The organism is Rhodococcus sp. SB1D, from assembly GCF_048573875.1.
Lineage (GTDB): Bacteria > Actinomycetota > Actinomycetes > Mycobacteriales > Mycobacteriaceae > Rhodococcus_F > Rhodococcus_F qingshengii.
The window spans coordinates 1-22,910 of sequence record NZ_JBMAIQ010000014.1; the positions used below are offsets into that span (position 1 = coordinate 1).

General features: G+C 63.6%; 21 protein-coding genes. 3 read left to right on the forward strand and 18 right to left on the reverse strand.

Translation table 11 applies throughout. The features are described 5' to 3' along the window. The 3 genes from ACN50D_RS26150 to lepA form a co-directional block, all read right to left on the reverse strand. Nucleotides 1–981, reverse strand: a complete 981-nt coding sequence (locus ACN50D_RS26150) for an ABC transporter substrate-binding protein (RefSeq protein ID WP_231917467.1) — start codon at nucleotides 979–981, stop codon at nucleotides 1–3. An 80-nt stretch (nucleotides 982–1,061) separates the two neighbouring features. Further along, a complete protein-coding gene (locus ACN50D_RS26155; RefSeq protein ID WP_030536619.1) occupies nucleotides 1,062–1,991 on the reverse strand; it encodes an NAD(P)H-dependent flavin oxidoreductase in 930 nt (309 codons plus the stop codon). 6 nt (nucleotides 1,992–1,997) lie between these two features. Next, complete coding sequence (gene lepA / locus ACN50D_RS26160) at nucleotides 1,998–3,890, reverse strand: translation elongation factor 4 (RefSeq protein WP_003944564.1); 1,893 nt, start codon at nucleotides 3,888–3,890, stop codon at nucleotides 1,998–2,000. A gap of 72 nt (nucleotides 3,891–3,962) precedes the next feature. Between lepA and ACN50D_RS26165 the strand changes: the two genes are divergently transcribed. Then, nucleotides 3,963–4,496, forward strand: coding sequence for a type II toxin-antitoxin system PemK/MazF family toxin (locus tag ACN50D_RS26165; RefSeq protein WP_050654647.1), 534 nt, complete (start codon nucleotides 3,963–3,965; stop codon nucleotides 4,494–4,496). A gap of 30 nt (nucleotides 4,497–4,526) precedes the next feature. Here the strand turns inward: ACN50D_RS26165 and ACN50D_RS26170 are convergent, their stop codons facing one another. Genes ACN50D_RS26170 through ACN50D_RS26185 form a run of 4 tightly spaced genes read right to left on the reverse strand, consistent with a single transcriptional unit; the run spans nucleotide 4,527 to nucleotide 8,852 of the window. Further along, on the reverse strand, nucleotides 4,527–5,300 hold the full coding sequence (locus ACN50D_RS26170; RefSeq protein ID WP_003944482.1) for an aquaporin: 774 nt from the start codon (nucleotides 5,298–5,300) through the stop codon (nucleotides 4,527–4,529). A gap of 59 nt (nucleotides 5,301–5,359) precedes the next feature. Then, nucleotides 5,360–6,190, reverse strand: a complete 831-nt coding sequence (locus ACN50D_RS26175; protein WP_007731033.1) for a transglutaminase family protein — start codon at nucleotides 6,188–6,190, stop codon at nucleotides 5,360–5,362. A gap of 8 nt (nucleotides 6,191–6,198) precedes the next feature. Continuing rightward, nucleotides 6,199–7,170 (reverse strand): alpha-E domain-containing protein, encoded by a 972-nt coding sequence (locus tag ACN50D_RS26180; RefSeq protein ID WP_003944483.1) that lies wholly within the window; start codon nucleotides 7,168–7,170, stop codon nucleotides 6,199–6,201. Between the two features lie 56 nt (nucleotides 7,171–7,226). Next, entirely contained in the window at nucleotides 7,227–8,852 is a 1,626-nt protein-coding gene (locus ACN50D_RS26185; protein ID WP_003944471.1) for a circularly permuted type 2 ATP-grasp protein, read from the reverse strand. 197 nt (nucleotides 8,853–9,049) lie between these two features. On the opposite strand from ACN50D_RS26185, the gene rpsT reads away from it, so the two are divergent. Further along, nucleotides 9,050–9,310 carry a 30S ribosomal protein S20 gene (gene rpsT, locus ACN50D_RS26190; protein ID WP_003944567.1) on the forward strand — a complete coding sequence of 87 codons (261 nt, stop codon included), beginning with the start codon at nucleotides 9,050–9,052 and terminating at the stop codon, nucleotides 9,308–9,310. Nucleotides 9,311–9,982: 672 nt separating this feature from the next. On the opposite strand, the gene holA is transcribed toward rpsT, so the two are convergent. From holA to ACN50D_RS26245, 11 genes are all read right to left on the reverse strand, one after another. Beyond that, a complete protein-coding gene (holA, locus tag ACN50D_RS26195) occupies nucleotides 9,983–10,960 on the reverse strand; it encodes a DNA polymerase III subunit delta (RefSeq protein WP_003944476.1) in 978 nt (325 codons plus the stop codon). Further along, nucleotides 10,957–13,314 (reverse strand): ComEC/Rec2 family competence protein, encoded by a 2,358-nt coding sequence (locus ACN50D_RS26200; RefSeq protein ID WP_050654645.1) that lies wholly within the window; start codon nucleotides 13,312–13,314, stop codon nucleotides 10,957–10,959. Before ACN50D_RS26200 ends, holA begins: the two co-directional genes overlap by 4 nt. After that, complete coding sequence (locus ACN50D_RS26205; RefSeq protein ID WP_050654644.1) at nucleotides 13,311–14,189, reverse strand: ComEA family DNA-binding protein; 879 nt, start codon at nucleotides 14,187–14,189, stop codon at nucleotides 13,311–13,313. The genes ACN50D_RS26200 and ACN50D_RS26205 overlap by 4 nt, the downstream gene beginning before the upstream one ends. Nucleotides 14,190–14,270: 81 nt before the next feature. Beyond that, nucleotides 14,271–15,113, reverse strand: coding sequence for a DegV family protein (locus tag ACN50D_RS26210; RefSeq protein ID WP_050654643.1), 843 nt, complete (start codon nucleotides 15,111–15,113; stop codon nucleotides 14,271–14,273). Nucleotides 15,114–15,117: 4 nt separating this feature from the next. After that, nucleotides 15,118–15,900, reverse strand: a complete 783-nt coding sequence (octT, locus tag ACN50D_RS26215) for a diglucosylglycerate octanoyltransferase (protein ID WP_050654642.1) — start codon at nucleotides 15,898–15,900, stop codon at nucleotides 15,118–15,120. Further along, nucleotides 15,887–16,561: a histidine phosphatase family protein gene (locus ACN50D_RS26220; protein ID WP_075833651.1), complete on the reverse strand. Its 675-nt coding sequence runs from the start codon at nucleotides 16,559–16,561 to the stop codon at nucleotides 15,887–15,889. Before ACN50D_RS26220 ends, octT begins: the two co-directional genes overlap by 14 nt. Next, a complete protein-coding gene (rsfS, locus tag ACN50D_RS26225; RefSeq protein WP_003944502.1) occupies nucleotides 16,558–17,004 on the reverse strand; it encodes a ribosome silencing factor in 447 nt (148 codons plus the stop codon). Before rsfS ends, ACN50D_RS26220 begins: the two co-directional genes overlap by 4 nt. A 46-nt stretch (nucleotides 17,005–17,050) precedes the next feature. Further along, nucleotides 17,051–17,767, reverse strand: coding sequence for a nicotinate-nucleotide adenylyltransferase (gene nadD, locus ACN50D_RS26230; protein ID WP_003944462.1), 717 nt, complete (start codon nucleotides 17,765–17,767; stop codon nucleotides 17,051–17,053). Between the two features lie 18 nt (nucleotides 17,768–17,785). Further along, entirely contained in the window at nucleotides 17,786–19,249 is a 1,464-nt protein-coding gene (locus ACN50D_RS26235; RefSeq protein WP_003944477.1) for a vWA domain-containing protein, read from the reverse strand. An 8-nt stretch (nucleotides 19,250–19,257) separates the two neighbouring features. Beyond that, nucleotides 19,258–20,169, reverse strand: a complete 912-nt coding sequence (locus tag ACN50D_RS26240) for an AAA family ATPase (protein ID WP_003944506.1) — start codon at nucleotides 20,167–20,169, stop codon at nucleotides 19,258–19,260. A gap of 40 nt (nucleotides 20,170–20,209) precedes the next feature. Further along, complete coding sequence (locus tag ACN50D_RS26245) at nucleotides 20,210–21,496, reverse strand: glutamate-5-semialdehyde dehydrogenase (protein ID WP_162113801.1); 1,287 nt, start codon at nucleotides 21,494–21,496, stop codon at nucleotides 20,210–20,212. Between the two features lie 195 nt (nucleotides 21,497–21,691). Here ACN50D_RS26245 and ACN50D_RS26250 point away from each other — a divergent pair, with 195 nt between their 5' ends. Then, complete coding sequence (locus ACN50D_RS26250; RefSeq protein WP_118602577.1) at nucleotides 21,692–22,795, forward strand: NADH:flavin oxidoreductase/NADH oxidase; 1,104 nt, start codon at nucleotides 21,692–21,694, stop codon at nucleotides 22,793–22,795. Nucleotides 22,796–22,910 lie beyond the last annotated feature (115 nt).

The following is a 22,910-nucleotide window of genomic DNA, read 5'->3' on the forward strand; positions in this document are numbered from 1 at the left end:
CTAGCCGGCCACCGCTTCGAGCTGCGGCGTGATCGATTCGAGCGAGTGCTTCAGCGACAGCGACGACGGAGTGTTCAGGCCGGCAACAGTCGGATAGTCGACGATGGCCAATCCGCCACCCTTGACTGCAGGCAGGTCGGCAAACCCCGGCAGCTTCATCATGTCGTCGAGCGACCCGCCGTTGGGCAGCAGCACCACGACGTCGGCGCTGAGAGCGTCGACCCGTTCCGGGCTGAGTATCAGCCGGCCACCGGTCACACCGGCCTCGTCGACCAGCTTGGGCGGCAACGACATTCCCAGACGCGTGAACAGTCCCGAAGCACCGTCCTTGGGATCAGCGACGATCACCAACTGCGACGTCGGGAAGACGTACTGCGACAAAAGAGCGGTCTTACCCTTCAGCCCCGGCAACCGCTGTGCGAGCGCATCGATCTGCCCGTTTGTCGCCTCGACGATCTCGTCGGCTCGCGACTCCTTGTCGAGAACCCGGCCGAGAATCTCCACCTGGTCCTGCCACGGATCGACCTGGACGTCGGACAGACCGGCAATTGTCGGAGCGATCTTGCTCAACTGGTCGAAATCGTTCTGATCGGCGACGGAGAACCCGCCGAGAATCAGATCGGGATCCAAGGCTGCAATTTCTTCAGCTTTGAGCGGGACACCGAACTGCTGGATCGCCGAGCGATCGAGTTCCTTCGCCGACGCGTCCACGCCACTCTCCCACGGGAACAGACCACGCTCGTCGCCCATCGGGCCGGCAGCCAGGTACCCCACCGGCTGGATTCCGAGTTCGAGCAGAGCGTCGAGCCACTGGGTGTCGGCCGCGACGATGCGCGTCGGCGTCCCGGTGATCGTGGTGGCGCCGAACTTATGGTCGATCGTGGTCACCCGACCGTCCGCGATCTCGTCGGCGTCCGAGGACGAACATCCGCTGATACCTACGACCAGCGCTCCCAAGAGAGCCACCGCCGAAAACTTCATCGCACGCACGAAAATACTCCTCCACTAGTTAGCAGAGGCTTACCTTCTCATATGGGACCCGGCTGTGTCCGACCTTGCTTTCAGGCGAAACGAGAGAGCAGACGCTCCGCATCGGCGCCGATGCGTCGAACCACGTCGCCGGCCGGATGGGTTCCGTGTACGAGTCCGACAGCTTCTCCGGCGTAGACGACTCCGCTGTGCGGATCCGACGGGTCGTACGCCTTTGCCAGCATTTCCTCATCGGCGTCGACTCCGTGCCAGGCGGCAGTGAACTCGTTGGCCACCGCGCGGCCACCCCACCGCTGCGGCCACGGTTGACTGCGCGCTCGGTCGAACACCGAGGTGTAAATCGTGTCGGCACTTCCGGCTTCGACGACGCGGTCGCGGGCATAGTCCGGCCCGACCGTCTCCGGGCTGGCGAGCAGCGCCGTTCCGATCATCACGCCTTCCCCGCCGGCTGCCAGGACTGCGGCCAAACCGCGGCCGGTCCCGATTCCGCCGGCCGCCAGTACTGGAAGTGATGTCGTTTCGAGGATCTCCTGCAGCAGCGGCAAGGTTCCGATTCGGCCCGTGTGACCGCCTGCCTCACCGCCTTGCGCGATCACGCCGTCGACACCCGCGGCCTCGACAATGCGAAGGTCTTCGAGCGTATTGATCTGTGACACAACGGGAATGCCCGCATCGTGGATTCGTCCGACATACGAGGCGGGATCACCGAACGACAAGGTGATCATGGTCGGCTCGACGGCAATCGCGGCGTCGAGCATCAACTCGTTCTCGGGCAGCGACCACGTCATCAGGCCGACGCCGAACTTTCCGCCGATCGAGCGGGCCACTTCGGCTTCGGCCTCGATCCACTCCGGTGTGTTGTACCGAGCCGCGCCGAGCAGCCCCAACCCGCCGGCCGCCGATACAGCTCCGGCGAGCGCGCCGCCCGCGCGACCACCCATGGGCGCCCCGAGAACCGGGATTTCGATTCCGAACTCTCGGGACAACCAGGTGGTGACCATGCGCTCCTACTTCTTGGGCTTCTCGCCGACCGATTCCGACGTCAAGGCCGCCACGAATGCTTCCTGCGGCACCTCGACGCGACCGATGGTCTTCATGCGCTTCTTGCCTTCCTTCTGCTTCTCGAGCAGCTTGCGCTTACGGCTGATGTCGCCGCCGTAGCACTTGGCGAGAACGTCCTTGCGGATTGCGCGAATGTTCTCGCGCGAGATGATCTTCGCGCCGATCGCGGCCTGGATCGGAACCTCGAACTGCTGGCGAGGAATCAGCTCACGAAGCTTCGACGTCATGCGTCCGCCGTAAGCGCCGGCGTTGGAACGGTGCACGATCGAGGAGAACGCGTCGACGGCCTCGCCCTGCAGCAGGATGTCGACCTTCACCAGATCGGCCTGCTGCTCACCGGCCTCCTCGTAATCGAGGCTGGCATAACCCTTGGTGCGGGACTTGAGGGCGTCGAAGAAGTCGAACATGATCTCGCCCATGGGCAGTTCGTAGCGCAGTTCGACGCGAGTCTCGGAGAGGTAGTCCATGCCGCCGAGCTCACCGCGACGGGACTGGCACAGCTCCATGATGGCGCCGACGTACTCACTCGGGGCGATGACGGTGCACTTGGCGACGGGCTCGTAGACCTCGCGAACCTTGCCTTCCGGCCAGTACGACGGGTTGGTGACGATGACCTCGGCCCCGTCCTCCATCACGACGCGGTAGACGACGTTGGGCGCGGTGGAAATCAGTTCGAGGCCGAACTCACGCTCGAGGCGGTCGCGGGTGATCTCCATGTGGAGCAGGCCGAGGAAGCCGCAGCGGAAGCCGAATCCGAGGGCAACCGACGTCTCGGGTTCATACGCCAGGGCCGCGTCGTTGAGACGGAGCTTGTCGAGGGCATCGCGCAGCACGGGGTAGTCCGAGCCGTCCATCGGGTAGAGGCCCGAGTAGACCATCGGCTTGGGATCGCGGTAGCCGACCAGCGGTTCGGTCGCGCCGTTGCGGGTGGTGGTGACGGTGTCACCGACGCGCGACTGACGGACGTCCTTCACACCGGTGATGAGGTAGCCCACCTCGCCGACGCCCAGACCGATACTGGCCTTCGGCTCGGGGGAAATGATGCCGACCTCGAGCAGTTCGTGTGTGGTGCCCGTGGACATCATCGTGATCTTCTCGCGGGGACGGATCCGACCGTCGACCACACGCACGTAGGTGACCACGCCGCGGTACGCGTCGTAAACGGAGTCGAAGATCATCGCGCGGGCGGGGCCGTCTGCATCGCCGACAGGCGCAGGTACCTGCTTGATCACCTCGTCGAGCAGTTCCTTGACGCCCATACCGGTCTTACCCGAGACGCGCAGGACATCACCGGGCTCGCAGCCCGTGATGTGCGCGATCTCTTCGGCATAGCGGTCGGGATCCGCGGCCGGGAGGTCGATCTTGTTGAGGACGGGAATGATCTTGAGATCCTTCTCCATCGCCAGGTAGAGGTTCGCCAGCGTCTGAGCTTCGATGCCCTGAGCAGCGTCGACCAGCAGAATTGCGCCCTCGCATGCTTCGAGCGCACGGGAGACCTCGTACGTGAAGTCGACGTGGCCGGGAGTGTCGATGAGGTGGAGGACGAACTCTTCGCCGTCGACGGTCCAGGGCAGACGAACGTTCTGAGCCTTGATGGTGATGCCGCGTTCACGCTCGATGTCCATACGGTCCAGGTACTGCGCACGCATCGCCCGCTCTTCGACCACACCGGTGAGCTGAAGCATGCGATCTGCCAGCGTCGACTTACCGTGGTCGATGTGCGCGATGATGCAGAAGTTCCGGATCTGCGCAGGATCCGTGAACGTCTTGTCGGCGAAGCTGCTGATGGGAGACCCCTTAGTCGGACCGGCACCGGCCCGGATCCGGGCCACTGTCAACCCTCAGGATATCCAAGTCTCGGCGCCGCCGTACCAGGGGTTCCCACGGGCGGGTGATTATGCTCGAACGCTATGGCAAGCATGTGGAAGCAGATCGGCAGAACCCTCGGCGCCCTCGCGGTGGAGAAGGGCCCTGCGTTGCTGCGCCAGCTGCAGTCGTCCACGTCCCAGTCGTCTGCCTCGAAGCCGGGTCCGTCCGGCCGCCCGATCGCCGCGCGGACGTCTCCGACCGCACATCGCGCCCGCAAGGTCGAGTACTCCCCCGACCTCGACGGCAAGGCCGATCCGGGCGAAATCGTCTGGACCTGGGTTGCCTACGAGGAGGATCCGACCCAGGGCAAAGACCGCCCGGTGCTGGTTGTCGGCCGCGACGGCAACACGCTGCTCGGTTTGATGCTGTCCTCGCAGAGCAAACGCGAAGGCGAGCGTGATTGGCTCGCAATCGGTTCGGGTCCATGGGACGGCGAGGGAAGGCCCAGCTGGGTCCGGCTCGACCGGGTGCTCGACGTTCCCGAGAGCGGGATCCGGCGCGAGGGCGCCATCATGGATCACAAGAAGTTCGACGCGGTCGCGGCAAAACTTCGGGCCGACTTCAGCTGGAGCTGAAGCCGACCCGGACGATGGAAACAGTGTCGATCAGCTGTCCATACGGTTGAACCGTCCGAAGAGTGCTCGATAGATGAGTGCACCGAGCGCACCGCCGATGAGCGGGAACACGATGAACAACCACACCTGACCGAGTGCACCGTCCTGGAACGGCGCGACAGCGAGGCTTCGAGCGGGGTTGACGGAGGTGTTGTCGATCGGGATCGAGATCAGGTGAATGACGGCCAGGGTGAAGCCGATGGACACCCCGGCGAGAGGCACGTCGGAGATCTGGTCGGTCGACGCGAGAACGACGAATACCAGCAGTGCTGTCAGCAGGATCTCGATGATCATGGCGGCACCGATGCCGTAGCCGTCGGAAACCACATTTCCGAGAAGATTCTTCTCGGCAGACGGACTGTGTGCGCCCCAACCGTTTGCACCCAAACCGTCAGCAGCACGGTTGTACGCCGGGAGACTGTTGGCCACCGTGTAGATCACGACGCCTGCGACCAAGCCGCCGATCACTTGCGCGACAACGTAAATCGCCGCATTGACGGCTGAGATTCGCCCGATCACGAATTGGCCGAGAGTCACGGCTGGGTTGACGTGGCAACCGGAAATCGGGCCGATCGCATATACGAGGAACAGCAGGGTCAGGCCGAATGCGAAGGCAACTCCGAGGTTGCCGACTTTCGCACCTGCAAAGACGGCAGTTCCGACTGCGGAGAACACGAGCACAAATGTTCCCACCGCTTCGGCCGCATACTTCTTCACATCCGAGATCGGTTCGATCTCAGTCAATTCCTGTGCAGTTGGAGACATATTCCCACCTTCTTCTCATCGAACGGTAGTAATGCTCACGCGCCTAGATTTGCCGGACTTTACGCAAGCCTGGTGATCTCCACAACAACTTCGAGATCTGTGGAACGTCCACCGGAAAAGATTCCCTTCAAAGGCGGCACATCCGAATAGTCCCTTCCTATTCCGACCGAGACATGCTGTTCATTCACAGCTATCGCATTGGTCGGGTCGTATCCCCACCACGCGCCGGTCCACGCCTCGATCCACGCGTGCGATTCGCCGACCACCGTGTCCCCGACTGCCGCATCACGTTTGGGGTGGAGATAGCCGGAAACGTATCGACACGGTATCCCCATCGTTCGAAGCAATACCAAGGTCAGATGCGCATAGTCCTGGCAGACGCCTTTCCGTGCCGACCACGCCTCGACCGCCGACGTATGCACTCCGGTCGTACCGGGAACATATGACATTTCGCCGTAAACCCATTGCGACGCAGCCACTACTGCATCTTCAGGTGATTTATCTTTGCGCAATTCCTTGGCAATTGTCGCCAGCTTACGATCACGCGGAACATATCTCGTGAAACTCAGTTGTTCGTTGAATCGATCTTTAATCGCGTTTCCCGACAATTCATCCCAGTCGACGGTTTCCTCGGGCTGAACGAACGGTTCCGTCTCCACCACCGACAGCCCGGTCACTTCGAGTTCCGTATGCGGGGCGTGCAAGTCGAAGGCGGTCACCGCGGTGCCCCAGTAATCGGTGTATCGGTAGGAACGCGTTGCCGGCTGGGTTTCGACGCGCGTGAGTATCACCGTCTGCCTGGTGTCGCCGCGAGGTGTCAATCGCGCTTCGTTGTACGACGACGTCACCGGGGCGTCGTACGCATATCCCGTGGTGTGCACGACCCTCATCCGCCAGCTCACAGCTCTCCCTCCACCGTCGACTCCGCATACGCGGCGCCGGCATCCGTCCACGCGACCCACGGCGCAGCGTGGAAGTACTGCAATGCAATTGCCTCACCCAGTTCGCGGCAGGTCTCCTGCCAACCGAGCAACCGTCCCTGCAGATCCTCGAGCAACACGCCCTGCGGCAGGAACTCGAGTTCGCTGCGTGCGCGGCCCAGAAGCCGCGGCGCCTCCGCCCGGATTCCGACGCGACTGCCCGGCTGCGGGTCGAGCTCCTGCAGGCACTTCTCGGCCTGCCTGATCGAGTGGAACACCGAGCGCGGAAAGAGCCTGTCCAACAAGATGAACTCGACGACGCGATTGGCGTCGAGCGCTCCGCGATACGTACGCAGATACGTGTCATGTGCGCCCGCCGAGCGAAGAACGCTGACCCATGCCGGCGACGACGGGCGGTCACCGGCGCGCGCCAGAAGCATCCGCACGATCATGTCGACACGTTCGATCGACCTGCCCAGCAGAAGGAACCGATAGCCGTCGTCGCGACTGAGCGTGGAATCCGCCAGGCCCGCGAACATCGCTGCGCGTTCCTCCACATAGCGGAAGAACTCGTGTGGCCCCAGCCTGCGTGAGGCACGTTCACGCTCGGCCAGTCCGTTGTACGTGGTGTTCAGGCACTCCCACATCTCACTCGACGTGACCTCACGCGCCCCGCGAGCATTCTCACGAGCACTTGCCAGCGAGTCCACGATCGAACCAACCTGGTTGCGGCTGAACGCAACCAGATCGGTGAGCGAGCGCACGTCGAGCTTGCCCTCCGGCGCCTCGATGCCGAGGACACGCAGGAGCAGACGCGACGTGCGGTCCGGGTCGACGGTGGCGTCGTCGAGCAATTGATGGACGGCGACGTCGAGGATCCGAGCAGTGTCGTCGGCGCGCTCGACGTAGCGGCCGATCCAGTAGAGGGACTCTGCGTTGCGAGCAAGCATCGGTCACCACGCTCCGTTCACTGATAGTTCTTGGTAGCTGGGCACTTCCGAGGTGTTCACTGTTGCTGCTGCTGTTGTTGCTGCGAGGTGCTCAGTTCGGGACCCTGCACCGGCTCCGCGGATTCCGGGGGCTCGGACACCAGTTCCTCGCCTGACAACTCTGGGTCTTCGTCAGAGGTGCGACTCGCAAGCACCCACGTGTCCTTGCTTCCGCCGCCCTGGCTGGAGTTGACCACCAGCGAACCTTCCGGAAGTGCCACCCGGGTCAGGCCGCCGGGCAACACCCACACGTCCTCACCGTCGTTGACGGCAAAGGGCCGCAAGTCCACGTGGCGCGGCGAGAGAACATCGTCGATCTTGGTCGGCACCGTGGACAACTGCACGAGTGGCTGCGCAATCCACCCGCGCGGGTCTGCCTTGATCTTGCGGGTGATCGCGGCCAGTTCCTTGGGGCTCGCGTCGGGTCCGAAGACGATTCCGTAGCCACCGGACCCTTCCACCGGCTTGATGACCAGTTCGGCGACGCGGTCGAGGACTTGCTCGCACTCCTCGTCCAACCAACAGCGGAACGTGTCGACGTTCTGCAAGAGCGGCTTCTCACCGAGGTAGTAGTCGATGATCTGCGGAACGTAGGTATAGACGAGTTTGTCGTCACCGACTCCGTTGCCGACGGCGCTCGAGATCACCACGTTGCCCGCCCGCGCCGCATTCAGTAGGCCTGCGACGCCGAGAATCGAATCCGGACGGAAGTGCATCGGGTCGAGATACTCGTCGTCGATGCGGCGATAGATGACATCGACCTGGCGCTCGCCTTCCGTAGTGCGCATGTACACCATGTTGTCGCGGCAGAACAGGTCGCGACCTTCGACGAGTTCCACACCCATCTGACGAGCGAGCAACGAATGCTCGAAATAGGCGGAATTGGCGATACCCGGTGTGAGAACAACCACTGTCGGGTCCGCTTCGTTGAGTGCAGCACCCGCACGCAGCGCCCTCAGCAGGTGTGTTGCGTAATCACCGACCGCCCGCACCTTGTGGGACATGAACAGATCCGGGAACACCCGAGTCATGGTGCGACGGTTTTCCATCACATAGGAGACACCGGACGGAGATCGCAGATTGTCCTCGAGGACTCGGAACTCTCCCGCCTCGTCTCGGACCAGGTCGATACCCGCGACGTGAATTCGCACACCGTTGGGCGGCACGATGCCGGCTGCTTCACGGTGGAAGTGCTCGCACGAGGTCACCAAGCGGCGCGGCAACACGTGATCGCGCAGGATTCGCTGCTCGCCGTAAATGTCCGCGAGGAACAACTCGAGCGCCTTCACTCGCTGCTTGATGCCCTTTTCAAGCCGCGACCACTCCTGCGCGGCGATGACGCGCGGCACCAGATCCAACGGAAACGGTCGCTCCTGCCCGGACAGCGAGAACGTCACGCCCTGGTCGATGAATGCGCGTCCGAGTGCGTCGGCACGCGCGGCAAGGTCGGCGCTGCTCGTCGGCGCCAGGGCTTTGTACACACCCTTGTACGGACCACGCACCGAGCCGTCGGGCTCGAACATCTCGTCGAAAGCCAACTCGTAGCGACCGATGTCTGAATATCCGTCGAACACTGCGGCAGGACGCGCTCGGGTGGTGGTCGAACCTGTTTTACTCGAACTTTTCGAAGGCGGCGGCGTCATAGGGCAACATGCTGCTACAAGTGGGGCTATTCGGCAGCGCGGCGAGAAATCGGGCGCTCGGTGTACCCTTCTCGACAGACGCAACGTGCGACGGTTTGGGTTCTTGGGCCCTCGGCTGGTAATCTTGCCAGTCGGTGCATCAGTGCGCCCACAGCTTTCTCGACCGTAACCAGCTAAAGACGACAAGGATTTTACGCGTGGCCAACATCAAGTCCCAGGTGAAGCGAATCCGTACCAACGAGGCGGCCCGACTCCGTAACCAGTCGGTGAAGTCCTCGCTGCGTACCGCGATCCGTTCATTCCGCGAGGCTGCGGCAGCCGGTGACAAGGACAAGGCCAACGAGCTCCTCGTCTCCACCAGCCGCAAGCTCGACAAGGCAGCCAGCAAGGGCGTCATTCACGCCAACCAGGCTGCCAACAAGAAGTCTGCACTCTCGCAGGCTGCCAACAAGCTCTGACGTTTCCACTGTGACGGTTCGCCGTCACACTGGTTCGTCTCGATAGCCGCCAGGTCGAAAGACCAGGCGGCTATTTTGCGTATTCAATCGGGTCAGTGCGAAGACCCGCCATCCATGTCTTGCAGCGAATATGTGGAGCGGGCTGCAACCGTCTGATGATGGCGATCAACGGGCACGGGAAGCGCCCTCGCAGCTGGTTGTTCCCGACTGTCTTCTGGGCGGTCGTCGCTTTCGGCGTAGTGGCCGCCCTGGGAATCCCTCGTTGGTGGGAATCATTGACGGTTGCAGTCGTCGGAGGTGCCGCAAGCTACGGATGGTGTAGGCGCAGGCAACGTAGCGAATTCCGGATCTTCTTCGGCGTGATGTGTTCACTCGTTGCGATTCTGGCGTTTCTCGCCGTTGGACGAGCGGTACTCACCACCGTGAAGGTGCCGGTGGACACAATCGGCCAAGAAACCATTGCCTGCGGCAGTGTGGTGAATCCGGTGTCGCACGACTCACTACGGGTGACCGACATCAGAACAGGTGAACCAACGACACAGCCTCAGGCCATTCCGCATACTCAGTTGGAGCAAGCCTGCGTGAAACGCCTCGACTACCGGGCGGGTGAGGCCACGGCCGCCACTGTCGTCGGACTACTTCTGGCCGGACGCGCAGTAGGCCACGTTGTACTCAGTTCTTCCGCAACGCGCACACTTTCCGCACTGCCATCTCCAGGGCGAAGGACGAGTCGACTGCGGCACCCTTCACGTCGGCATTGAGGGCGGCGACGATCTGCATCGCAGCGCCGATCGACGTGGGATCCCAGCCGCCGACCTCCTTGATCGCCTTCTTGACCTTCCACGGCGGCATTCCGAGATCCGACGCCAACCGGAACGGGTCACCGCCCCGTGCAAACGGGCCGACCTTCGCGATGGTGTGGACTGCGTCAGCGAGGGCATCCGCGAGCAGAACATGGGCTGTTCCGATCTGATCTGCCCATCGGAGCGCCTCGAGCGCACCCCGGGTATCGCCGACGATGACTTTGTCGGCCACGTCGAATCCGGAAACCTCGGCCTTGCCCGAGTAATACTTGTGGACCGCATCGACGTCGATCTTGCCGCCCGTATCTGCCGCCAATTGCGAGCAGGCCGACGCTAGTTCGCGGAGGTTGGAGCCGACGCTTTCGATCATCGCGGCGATCGCATCTGGCGCAACCCTGACGTCTGCGGTCCGAAACTCACCCCGGACGAAGTCGACAAGCTGACTCTTGTTCAGTTTTCCGCAGTTGTGAACCGTCGCGCCGAGCTTCTCGAGGGCCGGCGCCAACGCTTTCGCGCGACCGCCGCCCGAGTGCACGACGATCAGAACCACACCTTCTGCCGGCTCGCGTGCAGCCTCCAGGACAAGCGCTACGGCATCTTTGCCTGCTTCTGCAGCCGATTCCAAGACGATCACACGGTCTTCGGCAAAAAGAGAAGGGCTGAGCAACTCGGCCAACTCGGGAGCATTGGTGTCGCCCGCGCGCATCTTGGTCACCGGGAGATCCGAAATACCCTGGCCGCGGTCACCGCGGACGGCTCTGATGAGCTGCGATACCGTGCGGTCGATCAGGAACTCGTCGTCCCCGAGAACAAGATGCAGCGGATCGACTCCAGACGGATTACTCACCCGAAGATGGTCCCACGAGGAACCGACACGATCGACACAGACCCGCCGCCCCCGCCGTACACAGCGACGGTGCCGTCGACGTCGGTCCGAACCACCGCCCCGCCCAATGAATCCAGTTCATCGAGAACCTCCGCATTCGGGTGCCCGAAACTGTTGCCGACGCCGACGCTGATCATCGTCAACCTCGGACGCACCGCTTCCAGAAATGCCGACGACGTGGTCCGAGAACCGTGATGGGGCAGCTTCAACACATCGGCCTTCACGTCCGTTCCCGATCGGAGGATGGCCTCCTCCCCCGCAACTTCGGCGTCGCCCGTCAACAGAATTCGACCCGCGCCCGTGTGCGCCATCACCACCAGCGACTGATCGTTGGCTGCATCTGCGGCATCGACGGAATCGCGGGGAGCTGGAACCAACGGACCGAGAACCTCCACGTTCACCGATCCCAGCGTCAACTCCATACCTGCGAGCAACGAGACAACCGGAACGGCCTGCGAGTCGGCGGCATCCTTCACCGCTCGAAAACCTGACTCCGGCAACAACATCGACCCGACTCCGATCGCAGCGACCGAACGCCCACTCAGGACTGCTTCCAATCCACCGATGTGATCGGCATGAAAATGACTGATCATCAGCAACGCGATGTCGTTGACGTCCAACATGTTCAGGCAACGATCCATCGACGTGGGATCAGGACCGACATCGATCACGATTACCCTGCCGTCTCCAGTCGAGAGCACAAGACCGTCCCCCTGACCGACGTCGCACATCACCAGCGCCCACCCCGGAGCAAAACGGCCACCCCCGAACACGTGTTGAAAGATCAGGGCCAGAACAACTCCCAGAACAAGAACGCCGAGCACCCATCTCGAAATCCGATTCCACAGCGTCAGGGCCGCGGCCAGTAGGACTCCCACGACGACGAGGGCACCGATGAGTCCTGACGGCACTACCACCGACGCTCCGGGAAGCGCCGCCGCCCGTTCGGACACGCACAGCAGCCACCCCATCGGCGGCCGCACCAATGGCGCGACGAACACCGCGATCGGTGGACAGATCAGCGCACACAAGGCAATCACCGCACCGAACACCGTGATGATTCCGATCACGGGCGCCACCGCCATGTTCGCGGCAATCGTGACTACGCTGAAGGTTCCCGCCATGGCGCCCACCAACGGTGCAGTCACGACAAACGCAGCACCCGAGACAGCTGTCATCTCCGAAAACCAACGGGGCCAGCCTCTTCGGCGAAGCACGTCCACCCACACCGGCGCAATGATCACCAGCGCGCCCGTCGCAGTAGTCGACAGCGCAAACCCCCAGTCGACGGCCAGCTCGGGCATCACGACAACCAGAACGATGACGGCGGCAGCAAGAGCAGGCAGCGCCTGTTTGCGCCGACCAGTGACCAGACTGAGCAGGCCTACCAAGCCCATCACCGAGGCGCGCAGAACACTCGGCGACGGCCTCGCGACGACAACAAAGGCAACGAGGGCTACCGCCGCCAAAGCGGCGCCGACCCGCGGACTGAGCGCCGCGGCTCTGACCAACAGCAGAACGGCCCCGAGCAGAATGCTGATGTTGGCGCCGGACACCGCGGTGAGATGGGAAAGTCCGGCAACGGTGAAGTTGTCCTTCACCACCGGCGACAGCGCCGACGTGTCTCCGACGACGAGGCCAGGCAGCAGACCCGCCTGATCCGGCGGGAGTGCAGCCGAGCACGCAGCCGCGAAACGAATGCGCACCACACTCGCCCATCGCTGATACCAGGGCACTTCTCCCACCGCGACGGGAGGCCCTTCGGACGTGATCACGGCGAGCGTGGAATCGCTACGCCATGGCTGACTCGCCCGGCCACGAACCGTGAGGCTCTGCCCTGGAACAACTTCGAGCCACGACGAACTGGGCGCCCGGATGGTGACCAAGCCGCCTCCGGAGTACCTGCGGTTCTGGGCAGTCACCGAATTGACGGTTGCCCTGAAGACGACCTGACCTTGACCCACCGCGCCGGAGACCGCGTGCGGATCCTCAGTGGGTTCCACTTCGACACTCACCCAAGCTCCCTCGAGAGAAGCTCGGGTCAGTGGGTGCCTCTCCGCCTCGGACGCCCGCCACCCGCCGACGGCACTACACCCGGCACCGAACAGCAATGCAACCAACATGATTCGTGCCCACCCCGCAGATGTGCGGCGCACAATTACGACAGCCACGATCGCCGCTGGAACCGCACACGCCGCCAGCACCCACGCAGTGGTCGCACCGTACAAGATCCCCACCGCACTGCTCCCCCACACCGCGACGGCAGACGGAAGCAGTCGAGCGTCGAGGACCGGCGAGGCTTCCGGTTCGTTCACACCGACACCAGCACTCGCAATTTGGCCAACCTTGCCGGGCCGATCCCGTCGACTTCCCCCAATTGTTCTATGTCCGTGAATTTTCCGTTGGATGTGCGCCAGGAGATGATCGCCGCAGCCGTTACCGGCCCTACCCCGGGAAGCTCGTCCAGTTCGGCCTCGGTGGCGGTATTGAGGTTCACCAGCCCAGCCCCGCCGGATTCCCCCGTAGCTGCGGGGCTGGTCCCTCCTGCAGTGGTACTCGAAGAAACACCACCGGACTGATCGGCCGCACCAACCACGATCTGATCGCCGTCGACAAGTTTCTGAGCCAGATTCAGGCCCACCGTCTCCGCTCCGTCGAGCACGCCACCTGCCGCAGCAAGCGCGTCGGCGATGCGCGAGCCCGAATGAAGATTGACAAGCCCAGGCGTGCGCACGAGCCCGACGACACTGACCACCACAGCCTCGGGCGGCTGCTCTGCCACGACGCCGGTCGGTACAGGACTGGCTGATTCACCATCGCCGGCAGTCACATTCTTCTCCGTGACATTCTGGGGCGAGGGCAACGTTGGGACCGCCTGCATGCTCGGAGAATCCCACCACACGGCGAACAAGCCGATTCCCGTGGCCAGAACTGCAACGATCGCCAACACCCAGGTCGCCGACCGACTCGGGCGCCAACGTGTACCGCGCCAATGTTCGGGCAATCGGTCGAACCGTGACGAGTCGGGCTGAGCGTCGTAGTCGTCCTCGTCGAAGTCCCGAAGCCACTCGGGGGACCTCTCGAAAGACCCTGAATCCTCGAATTCGTCGACGGCCGGTCGCTGCCGGTAGTTTCCGTCCATCGCCGCGAGGCGATCACGCGCCCGCTCGCGCTCCTCGCTGATCCTCATGACTGGACGCTAACGAGAGACCTCGCCACCGAAGACGATGAATTTCGACCTGTGGAGAACTCGGGGATTGTGGAGAAACGATCAGGTGTTCGCGTCGATCTCCGGCAACGGGCACACCACAACACCGATCGCGCCGACACCGACGTGCGCTCCGATAACCGCGCTGAAGTCGGTAACCACGGATTCCGCTACATCGGGAATGCGCTCGGCCAACTGTTCCGCTATCCCGTCGGCACGCTCTCGTGCTCGCATGTGATGCACGGCTATCGCCACGCGGCCGAGACCGGCGCGCTCGACTGCCGAATCAACCAAGCGTGCAAGCGCTTTGGTGGTGGTGCGCGTTTTTTCGCCGAGCACGAGTTTGCCGTCCACCAGATGCAGGATCGGCTTCATCGCCAATGCAGTACCCAGCAACGCAGCGGCGGTTCCGATTCGTCCGCCCCGACGCAATTGATCAAGTTTGTCGACGACGATGTAGCAGCGCCCACGGCTGGCGACGTCGACCGCCCGGCCGTACGCCTCTTCGAGTGAAGCGCCCTTCTCGGCCAAGCGTGCAGCTTCGAGAGCCGGATAGCCCAAACCCATACCGGCGGACTGTGAATCGACGATCCGGACGGCGCCACCGAATTCCTGGGCTGCGACTCGTCCGGCTTCCCACGTTCCCGACAGTTGACGTGAAATGTGAACGGCGAGAACGCCGTCACCGTCGCTCATGTCCAGGGCGCGTGCATACGCTTCGGACAACTCGGCGGGCGACGCTCCGGCCGTTGTCACTCCCGACAGGTCGCTCGGCATTGCGTCGACGCCCTCTCGCAAGTCGCAGCCGTCACGGAGCACGTGGAGCGGAACAACCTGAATGCCACATGCGTCGGCCGACTCCTGCGGGATGCAGGCGGAGGAATCCGTGACGACGACGACCGGCATTCTGCTACCCGACTTCGCTCGGCGGTGCTACCAGTTCCGGCGAAACCACTTTCTGCGCCTCGACCCCGCGAATCGCAGCGATCATCGCGCGGGCTACGCCGAGGTGACCGTCCCAACCCCAGTGAATGCCGTCAGGATTGCCGTTCTCGGAAAAGACGTTGTCACGCACTGCATCTGCAAGGTCGACTACGGGAACGTCTTTCTCCGTAGCCCACTCGGTGATCGCGGACACCGCGGCAGGTCGTCCGGCATGCACGCTGGCGTAGGCATCACTGCGGTGCACCGACGGCAGGGTCGCGATCATCGGCAGTTCGGGCCGCATGTACTCCAACGCATTTCGCGAGCTTTCCAGATACTCGACGCTCAGCTTGGGCGGAAGTGCGACCGGGCGGCCCAGAGGTGCAAGCCGCGGCTGCAGCCACTGATAACCCTCGCGCACCACGCGTCGAAGCGCGGGTGGCCGAACGTAGCGGATGGTCTCGCGGAGCGCGGTAGGCAATGGGGACGGCAGCGAGTCCATCCCGCCGACCGCGAACACGACGGCGCCTGCCCGCGGCACCGCCGCCCACACACGAGGATCCTGAGTCAGTGCCCACCACGCATCGCGGCACGTCCAGCCGATACGGGCGACCAACTCGACGTCCCAGCCGAGTTCGTCGGCCACGATGTTGGGCCAGATCCGTGGGTGGTCTGCCGCGAGGCCGCCTTTGGGGCCGTAATACGACAGCGAATCCGCGAGTACGAGGAGGACGGGGCGCTGCCCGTCGGCACTTTCAGAGGACGTCATTTGCGACACTCGCAGAAGCATTCCATACGTCGAGTCGCCACTCGATCGACTTGACGTCCCCGTGTCCGCTGAGTTGCACCCAACTGGTGTTTCCCAATCCGCCGAGGACGGCCCAGCGATCGACGGGTAGGTCGAGCAATGCCGCTGTCAGTGCCGCGATCAAGCCTCCGTGCGCCACCAGAACCACGGGCCGTTCGGCCCAGTCCGGGTGCGTCTCGAGCAATTCGTGAACTACGGGGAGGCTGCGATTCGCGACGTCGATTCGGCTTTCGCCGCCGGGCGGCGCCAACGTGGCATCCGCCCGCCAGGCAGATCGCACACCGGGAGTGCGCTCGTCGACGTCGTGATGAGTCAGGCCTTGCCATTCGCCCAGGTGTGTCTCACGCAGACGCGTGTCGGTGAGTACCGGAAGTCCGGCGGCATCACCGACTGCGACGGCCGTGAAGTACGCCCGACGCAGATCCGAGGACACGATCGTCAACGGCCTGCGATCGGCGATCACCGGACCTGCACTCTTGGCCTGCGTGCGTCCCAACTCCGACAGGTCGGTGTCGAGTTGCCCCTGCATCCGAGAGTCGGCGTTGTATTCGGTCTGTCCGTGACGCAGCAGGATGAGCCGGCGGACAGGGTTCGACGCCGCACTGGGCGCCGGCGAAGTCACAGCGAGGGATCCTGCGCGTCCGGCTCGGAAACCGTGTCGGTCTCGAACACCGTGTTGGCGTCGGCGGGGCCGGGACGGTTCTGTCCGAGGCCTTCGACCTCGACCGTCGGGCAGTCCTTCCACAGACGATCGAGAGCGTAGAAGTTGCGCTCCTCGTCATGCTGGACGTGGACGACGATGTCGGCGTAGTCGAGCAGTGCCCAGCGGCCCTCGCGGGTGCCTTCACGGCGGACCGGCTTGTGTCCCGCTTCGCGGAGACGGTCTTCGATGTTCTCGACAATCGAGTTGACCTGACGCTCGTTCGTCGCAGATGCGATGACGAAGCAGTCCGTGATGACCAGCTGTTCGGACACATCGAGCACCACCACTTCGGTGGCCAGCTTCTCGTCGGCTGCCAAGGCCGCGATGCGTGCCATGTCGATGGCTTCGGTGTTTGCGCTCACTCGATGTTCTCCAGTTTCGTCTTCAGAAAGTACTTGTTGTGCTCGGCTAGCTCGATTCGGCGCCCGGGACGGCTTCCGACTTCCCCGGTGCGGGCTCCGACATCGTTGTAGCTCCGTCGCGGCGCTCCGCGTCGACAGGTCGATACAGGTTCCGCTTCGAGATGTACTGCACCACTCCGTCCGGCACCAGGTACCAGACGGGGCGGTCTTCACTTGCCCGACGCCGACATTCGGTCGACGAAATGGCAAGTGCCGGAATCTCTATCAACGTGACCGCGTCGGCGGGCATGGTGTCGAGGTGACCGGCCAGGTGCTCTGCATTGAGATCGAAACCCGGTCGCGATACCCCGACGAACTTCGCCAATGCGAACAACTCTTCCCAATCTTGCCAGGAAAGGATGCTGGCCAGCGCATCGGCACCGGTGATGAAGAAGAGTTCGGCGTCAGGGTGGTAGGCCCGGAGGTCTCGCAGCGTGTCCACGGTGTACGTCACTTTTTCACGGTCGACGTCGACCCGAGAGACGGAAAACCGCGGGTTGGAGGCGGTGGCGATGACCGTCATGAGGTACCGGTCCTCGGCAGGACTGACGCCCTTCCCCTGCTTCTGCCAGGGCCGCCCGGTGGGGACGAAGATCACTTCGTCGAGTCCGAACCGGTCGGCGACCTCACTGGCCGCAACGAGGTGGCCATGGTGAATGGGGTCGAAGGTGCCACCCATCACTCCTAGGCGTCGAGCACGTTCCACCGATAGTCCCTTCTGCACGAGTGTCGAGCTTACGGGTCAGACCGGCAGCAGACGGGACACGACGTCGGCAAGCTGCTGGGCCGAGCGGCACTCGTGCATGCTGATGACCTCGTTGTAGACCTTCGCCGCGGAGTCACCCGTTCCCCATTGCCCCTTCGGCTCGGGGTTGAGCCAGTGCGCGTGCTTGGCTACTGCCACCATCTGCGACAGCGACTGAAGGTTGGGATCGCGGTAGTTGTTGCGACCGTCGCCGAGTACCAGTAGCGACGTGCGACTGGTGATCGACTGCGCGAACTTCTCCTGGAACACTCCGAAGGCGTGTCCGTAGTCTGAGTGGCCGTCGTAGGTGATCAGTTCGGCCTCACGCACCATCCGTGACATCGCTGATCCGAGGTCTGCGTTCGAGTCGAAGAACCGCGTGACCTCGTCGGTCGTGTCGATGAACGCGAACACCCGCACGCGCGAGAACTGCTCACGCAAAGCGTTCACGAGCAGCAGAGTGAAATGGCTGAACCCCGCCACCGAGCCGGACACGTCGCACATCACCACAAGTTCGGGCCGCGCCCGCTTCGGCTTGCGCTGCACCAGATCGATCGGCACTCCGCCCGTCGACATGGACTTGCGCAACGTACGACGTAGGTCGATCGAACCCGCGCGAGAGCGGCTACGACGCACGGCGAGACGACTGGCCAACAAGCGAGCCAGGGGTGCGACGTTCTTCTTCAGCGTGGTGAGTTCGGCATCGGACGCTCGCAAGAAGTCGACTTCCTCGGCGAGTTTCGGAACGCCGTACGTGGCGACCCGCTCCTTGCCCAAATTCTCGGCTGTGCGTCGACGCGTTTCCTTCTCGACCATCTTGCGGAAGTCCGCGATGCGCTGCGCTGCCGTGCGCTTGGCGACCTCGGACTGGTAGTCGGAGTTGTCCTTGCCCTCTGACCCGGAACCCTCCTGGTTGCCGAGCAGGCCCTGCAGGATCTTGTTGAGCAACGTCTCCGGGGCGACGTCGCGCAGCGCCTGGTAGGCGGAGAACGACGGGCCGTTACTCGACTGGTACTGCCCGAGTTCCTCGACCATCGCGGCGGTCAGGAGTTCGGTCATCTCCATCGCCTCGTCACTGCCGTCTGTCAGCAGTTCGGCGATCAGCTCACGCAATGCCTGCAGGTCGATCGAGCCGTCTGGCTTGCGCGGCAGTGTGACGTCGACGTCGCCGACCGCACGGTCACCGATCGCCTTGGGGAACCACAGGTCGAAGACGGCGTCGAACGTCGCCCGGTGGGTCGGCCTGCGCAGGAGCGAGCATGCCAGCCCTTCACGAAGCGCTTCACGATCGAGCAGGTCGAGAACAGACATGACCTGACCGGCGTCGACTGTCTCGGACGGGCCGACCATGATTCCGCGTCGTCGCAGAGCCTCGACAAAATCGACGAGGTGACCGGGAATCCCGTGCGGCGCTGCCAGGCCGCCAGGTGAGAGCGGCGACGTCGATCCTGCGGGAGCCATGTCAGACCTCAGTTCAGCCGAAGTTCAGCGGCGGCACGCACCTGGTCCGACTGGTGCTTGAGGATCACGCCGAGCGTGGCGCGAACGGCATCGTCGTCGAGAGTGTCCATGCCCAGAGCAAGAAGGGTGCGTCCCCAGTCGATGGTCTCGGATACCGAAGGGACCTTCTTGAGCTGCATTCCACGAAGAACACGAATGGTGTTGACCAGCTGCTCGGCAATCGCTTCAGGAAGCTCCGGCACACGGCTTGCGAGAATGCGACGCTCGAGGTCGGCGTCCGGGAAATCGAGATGCAGGAAGAGGCAACGACGCTTCAGAGCCTCCGAGAGTTCACGAGTGGCATTCGAGGTCAACACCGTGAACGGCTTGCGGGTGGCGGTAATGGTTCCGAGCTCGGGGATCGTGACCGCGAAGTCGCTGAGCACTTCGAGGAGCAGACCTTCGATCTCGACGTCTGCCTTGTCCGTCTCGTCGATCAACAGCACCGTCGGGTCCTCGCGGCGAATGGCCTTGAGCAGTGGACGTGCGAGCAGGAACTCCTCCGAGAAGACATCCGCCTTCGTCGAGTCCCAGCTGTGGTCGACCGCGACATCACCCCTCGCTCCGCTCGCCCCGCCCGACTGAATCCGAAGAATCTGCTTCGCGTGGTTCCACTCGTAGAGTGCACGAGCCTCGTCGACGCCCTCGTAGCACTGCAGACGCACCAGTTCTGCGCCCGTGGTCTGGGCGACTGCGCGGGCGAGTTCCGTCTTTCCGACACCGGCCGGGCCCTCGATGAGCAGCGGCTTGCCCAGACGATCGGCCAGGAAGACTGCCGTCGCGGTGGCCTTGTCGGACAGATAGCCGGTTTCGGCCAGCCGTTCGATCACGTCGTCGACGGTCGAGAAGAACGGCGTCGTGTCGGGAAGTGCTCGGTCCACGGTTAACTCCTTGAGAGGTGGGGCAAGTCTGGTGAACTTTTCAGGCGGGTCGGGTATGCCCGTCGCCCCAGACGATCCACTTGGTGGACGTCAGTTCCGGCAGCCCCATGGGGCCACGCGCGTGCAGTTTCTGGGTGGAGATGCCGATCTCGGCGCCGAACCCGAACTGCTCACCGTCGGTGAAGGCAGTCGACGCGTTGACCATCACTGCCGCAGCGTCGACTCGAGCGGTGAACTCGCGGGCAGCCGAGAGATCGGACGTCACGATGGCTTCGGTGTGGCCGGTTCCGTACTGGTCGATGTGCTCGACGGCAGCGTCCAAGTCCTTGACGACCTTGAGGGCGACGTCGAGGGTGAGGTATTCCTTCGACCAGTCGTCCTCGGTCGCGGGAACCAGTCCCGGCAGATCACCGTGCACGACGACGTCGTGCATCTGAAGCGCTTGGAGCAGCTTCGGCACGGCAGTCTCGGCGATCGCAGCGTCGACCAGGACGGTTTCGGCTGTATTGCAGACACTGGGCCGACGGGTTTTGGAGTTGAGAAGAATCTTCTCGGCCATCAGTAGATCGGCGGCCGAGTGAACATAGACGTGGCAGTTACCGACACCGGTCTCGATGGTGGGCACGGTGGCATCACGCACGACGGCGCTGATCAAGCCGGCACCGCCGCGCGGGATGACTACATCGACGAGGCCGCGGGCCTGGATGAGGTGCGTGACCGTCGACCGATCCGCACTCGGCAGAAGTTGAACGGAATCCTCGGGCAGTCCCTGATCAACCAACGACGCACGCAGAGCCGCCACCAACGCTTCGTTGGACTTGACCGCCGAGGACGAACCACGAAGCAGCGCAGCATTTCCCGATTTGAGGGTGAGCCCGAAGGCATCGACGGTCACGTTGGGACGAGCCTCGTACACCATGCCGACGACACCGAGCGGAACGCGCTGCTGCCGTAGTTCCAAACCGTTCGGCAGAGTGGATCCACGAATCACTTCACCGATCGGATCGGGTAGTCCGGCAACCTGACGCAAACCCGACGCGATGCCCTCGATCCGGTCAGCGGTCAGACGAAGACGGTCGAGCAGCGATTCCTCGGTGCCGCCCGCCTTCGCGGTGTCGATATCGAGAGCGTTGGCCGCGAGAATCCGATCACTTGCCGCGATTACCGCGTCGGCTGCGGCGTGGAGCGCAGCATCCTTCTGCGCCGTGGTCAGCAGAGCCAGGACACGCGAAGCCTTACGGGCTCGGCGTGCGGCGTCGTGCACGACGGACTTGGTGTCGGACGCGTTCGAGTCGACGGTTTCTGCGTTGGAAGTCACAGCGGTCATGAATACACATTAACCACCCACCGTGACGGCCTGCTCGGCGGAACGAGGCTGTGACCACCCGGGACCATTCCGGCGGACCGCCTGCGAACATTTAGGCGGACCGCCTGCGAACATTTCGGCGGACCGCCGGGGAACAATTCCGGCGCGCGACACTGTTGCACCCACCGACCTTCTTCTTCGAGTCAGGAGCCATCCGTGAGTGTGTTGTTCGAGCCTTTGACCCTGCGCGGCGTCACCATCCCGAACCGCGTCTGGATGGCACCGATGTGCCAGTACTCCGCTGACGTCATCGGCGACCAGGTCGGAGTGCCCAACGAGTGGCATCGCACGCATCTGGTGAGCCGTGCAATCGGCGGCACCGGCCTGATTCTCACCGAGGCGACGGCCGTCAATCCCGAAGGCCGCATATCGGCAGCTGATCTGGGGATCTGGAACGACACGCAGGCGCAAGCCTTCGCCGAGATCAACGCGCAACTCGCGTACTTCGGCGCAGTGCCCGGAATCCAGCTGGCCCACGCCGGACGCAAAGCGTCGACGCAGGTTCCGTGGCGCGGCGGCAAGAGCCTGCCCGCCGACGACCGACTCTCGTGGCAGACGGTGGCCCCGAGCGCGGTTCCGTTCGGTCACCTTGCCGATCCGGTCGAGCTCACCACCGAGGGCATCGAAAAGGTCGTCGCGGACTTCGCAGCGGCGGCAACCCGTGCATTGAAGGCCGAATTCAAGGTCGTGGAAATTCACGCGGCTCACGGATACCTGATCCATCAGTTCCTCTCCCCCGAGAGCAACAAGCGGACCGACCGCTACGGCGGCAGCTTCGAGAACCGCATCCGGTTGCTCCTCGAAATCCTGAGCGCAGTCCGCGAGGTGTGGCCGGCCGAGCTACCGCTCTTCGTCCGGGTCTCGGCGACCGATTGGCTCACGGAAGAACGTGGGCTCGAGGTCGACAGCTGGACCGCCGATCAGACCGTTGCCCTCGCCAACATCCTCTCCGACTACGGAGTCGATCTCGTCGACGTCTCCACCGGCGGTAATTCACCGGCGGCGCAGATTCCGGTGGAACCGGGATATCAGGTTCCGTTCGCCCGTCGCCTGCAGAACGAGAGCCTGCTACCGGCCGCCGCCGTGGGCCTCATCACCGACCCCGAACAGGCCGAGAAGATCGTCGAGGACGGTAGCGCCGTAGCTGTGCTCCTCGGCCGCGAGCTGCTGCGTGATCCCTACTGGGCGCGCCGGGCGGCCCGGGAACTGAACGCCGAGGTAGGACCACATATCCCGTCGCAGTACGCCCGTGCCTTCTAGCCCGAAAATCGGCTCCCGCGCACAACTTTGATAGCGTAAGCGTCTTACTTGCCGGTAGTCCGGAGCCCTGTGGGCTCCGGACACTGCCGCGGGCCAGAGCCGTGCGACGGGGGTC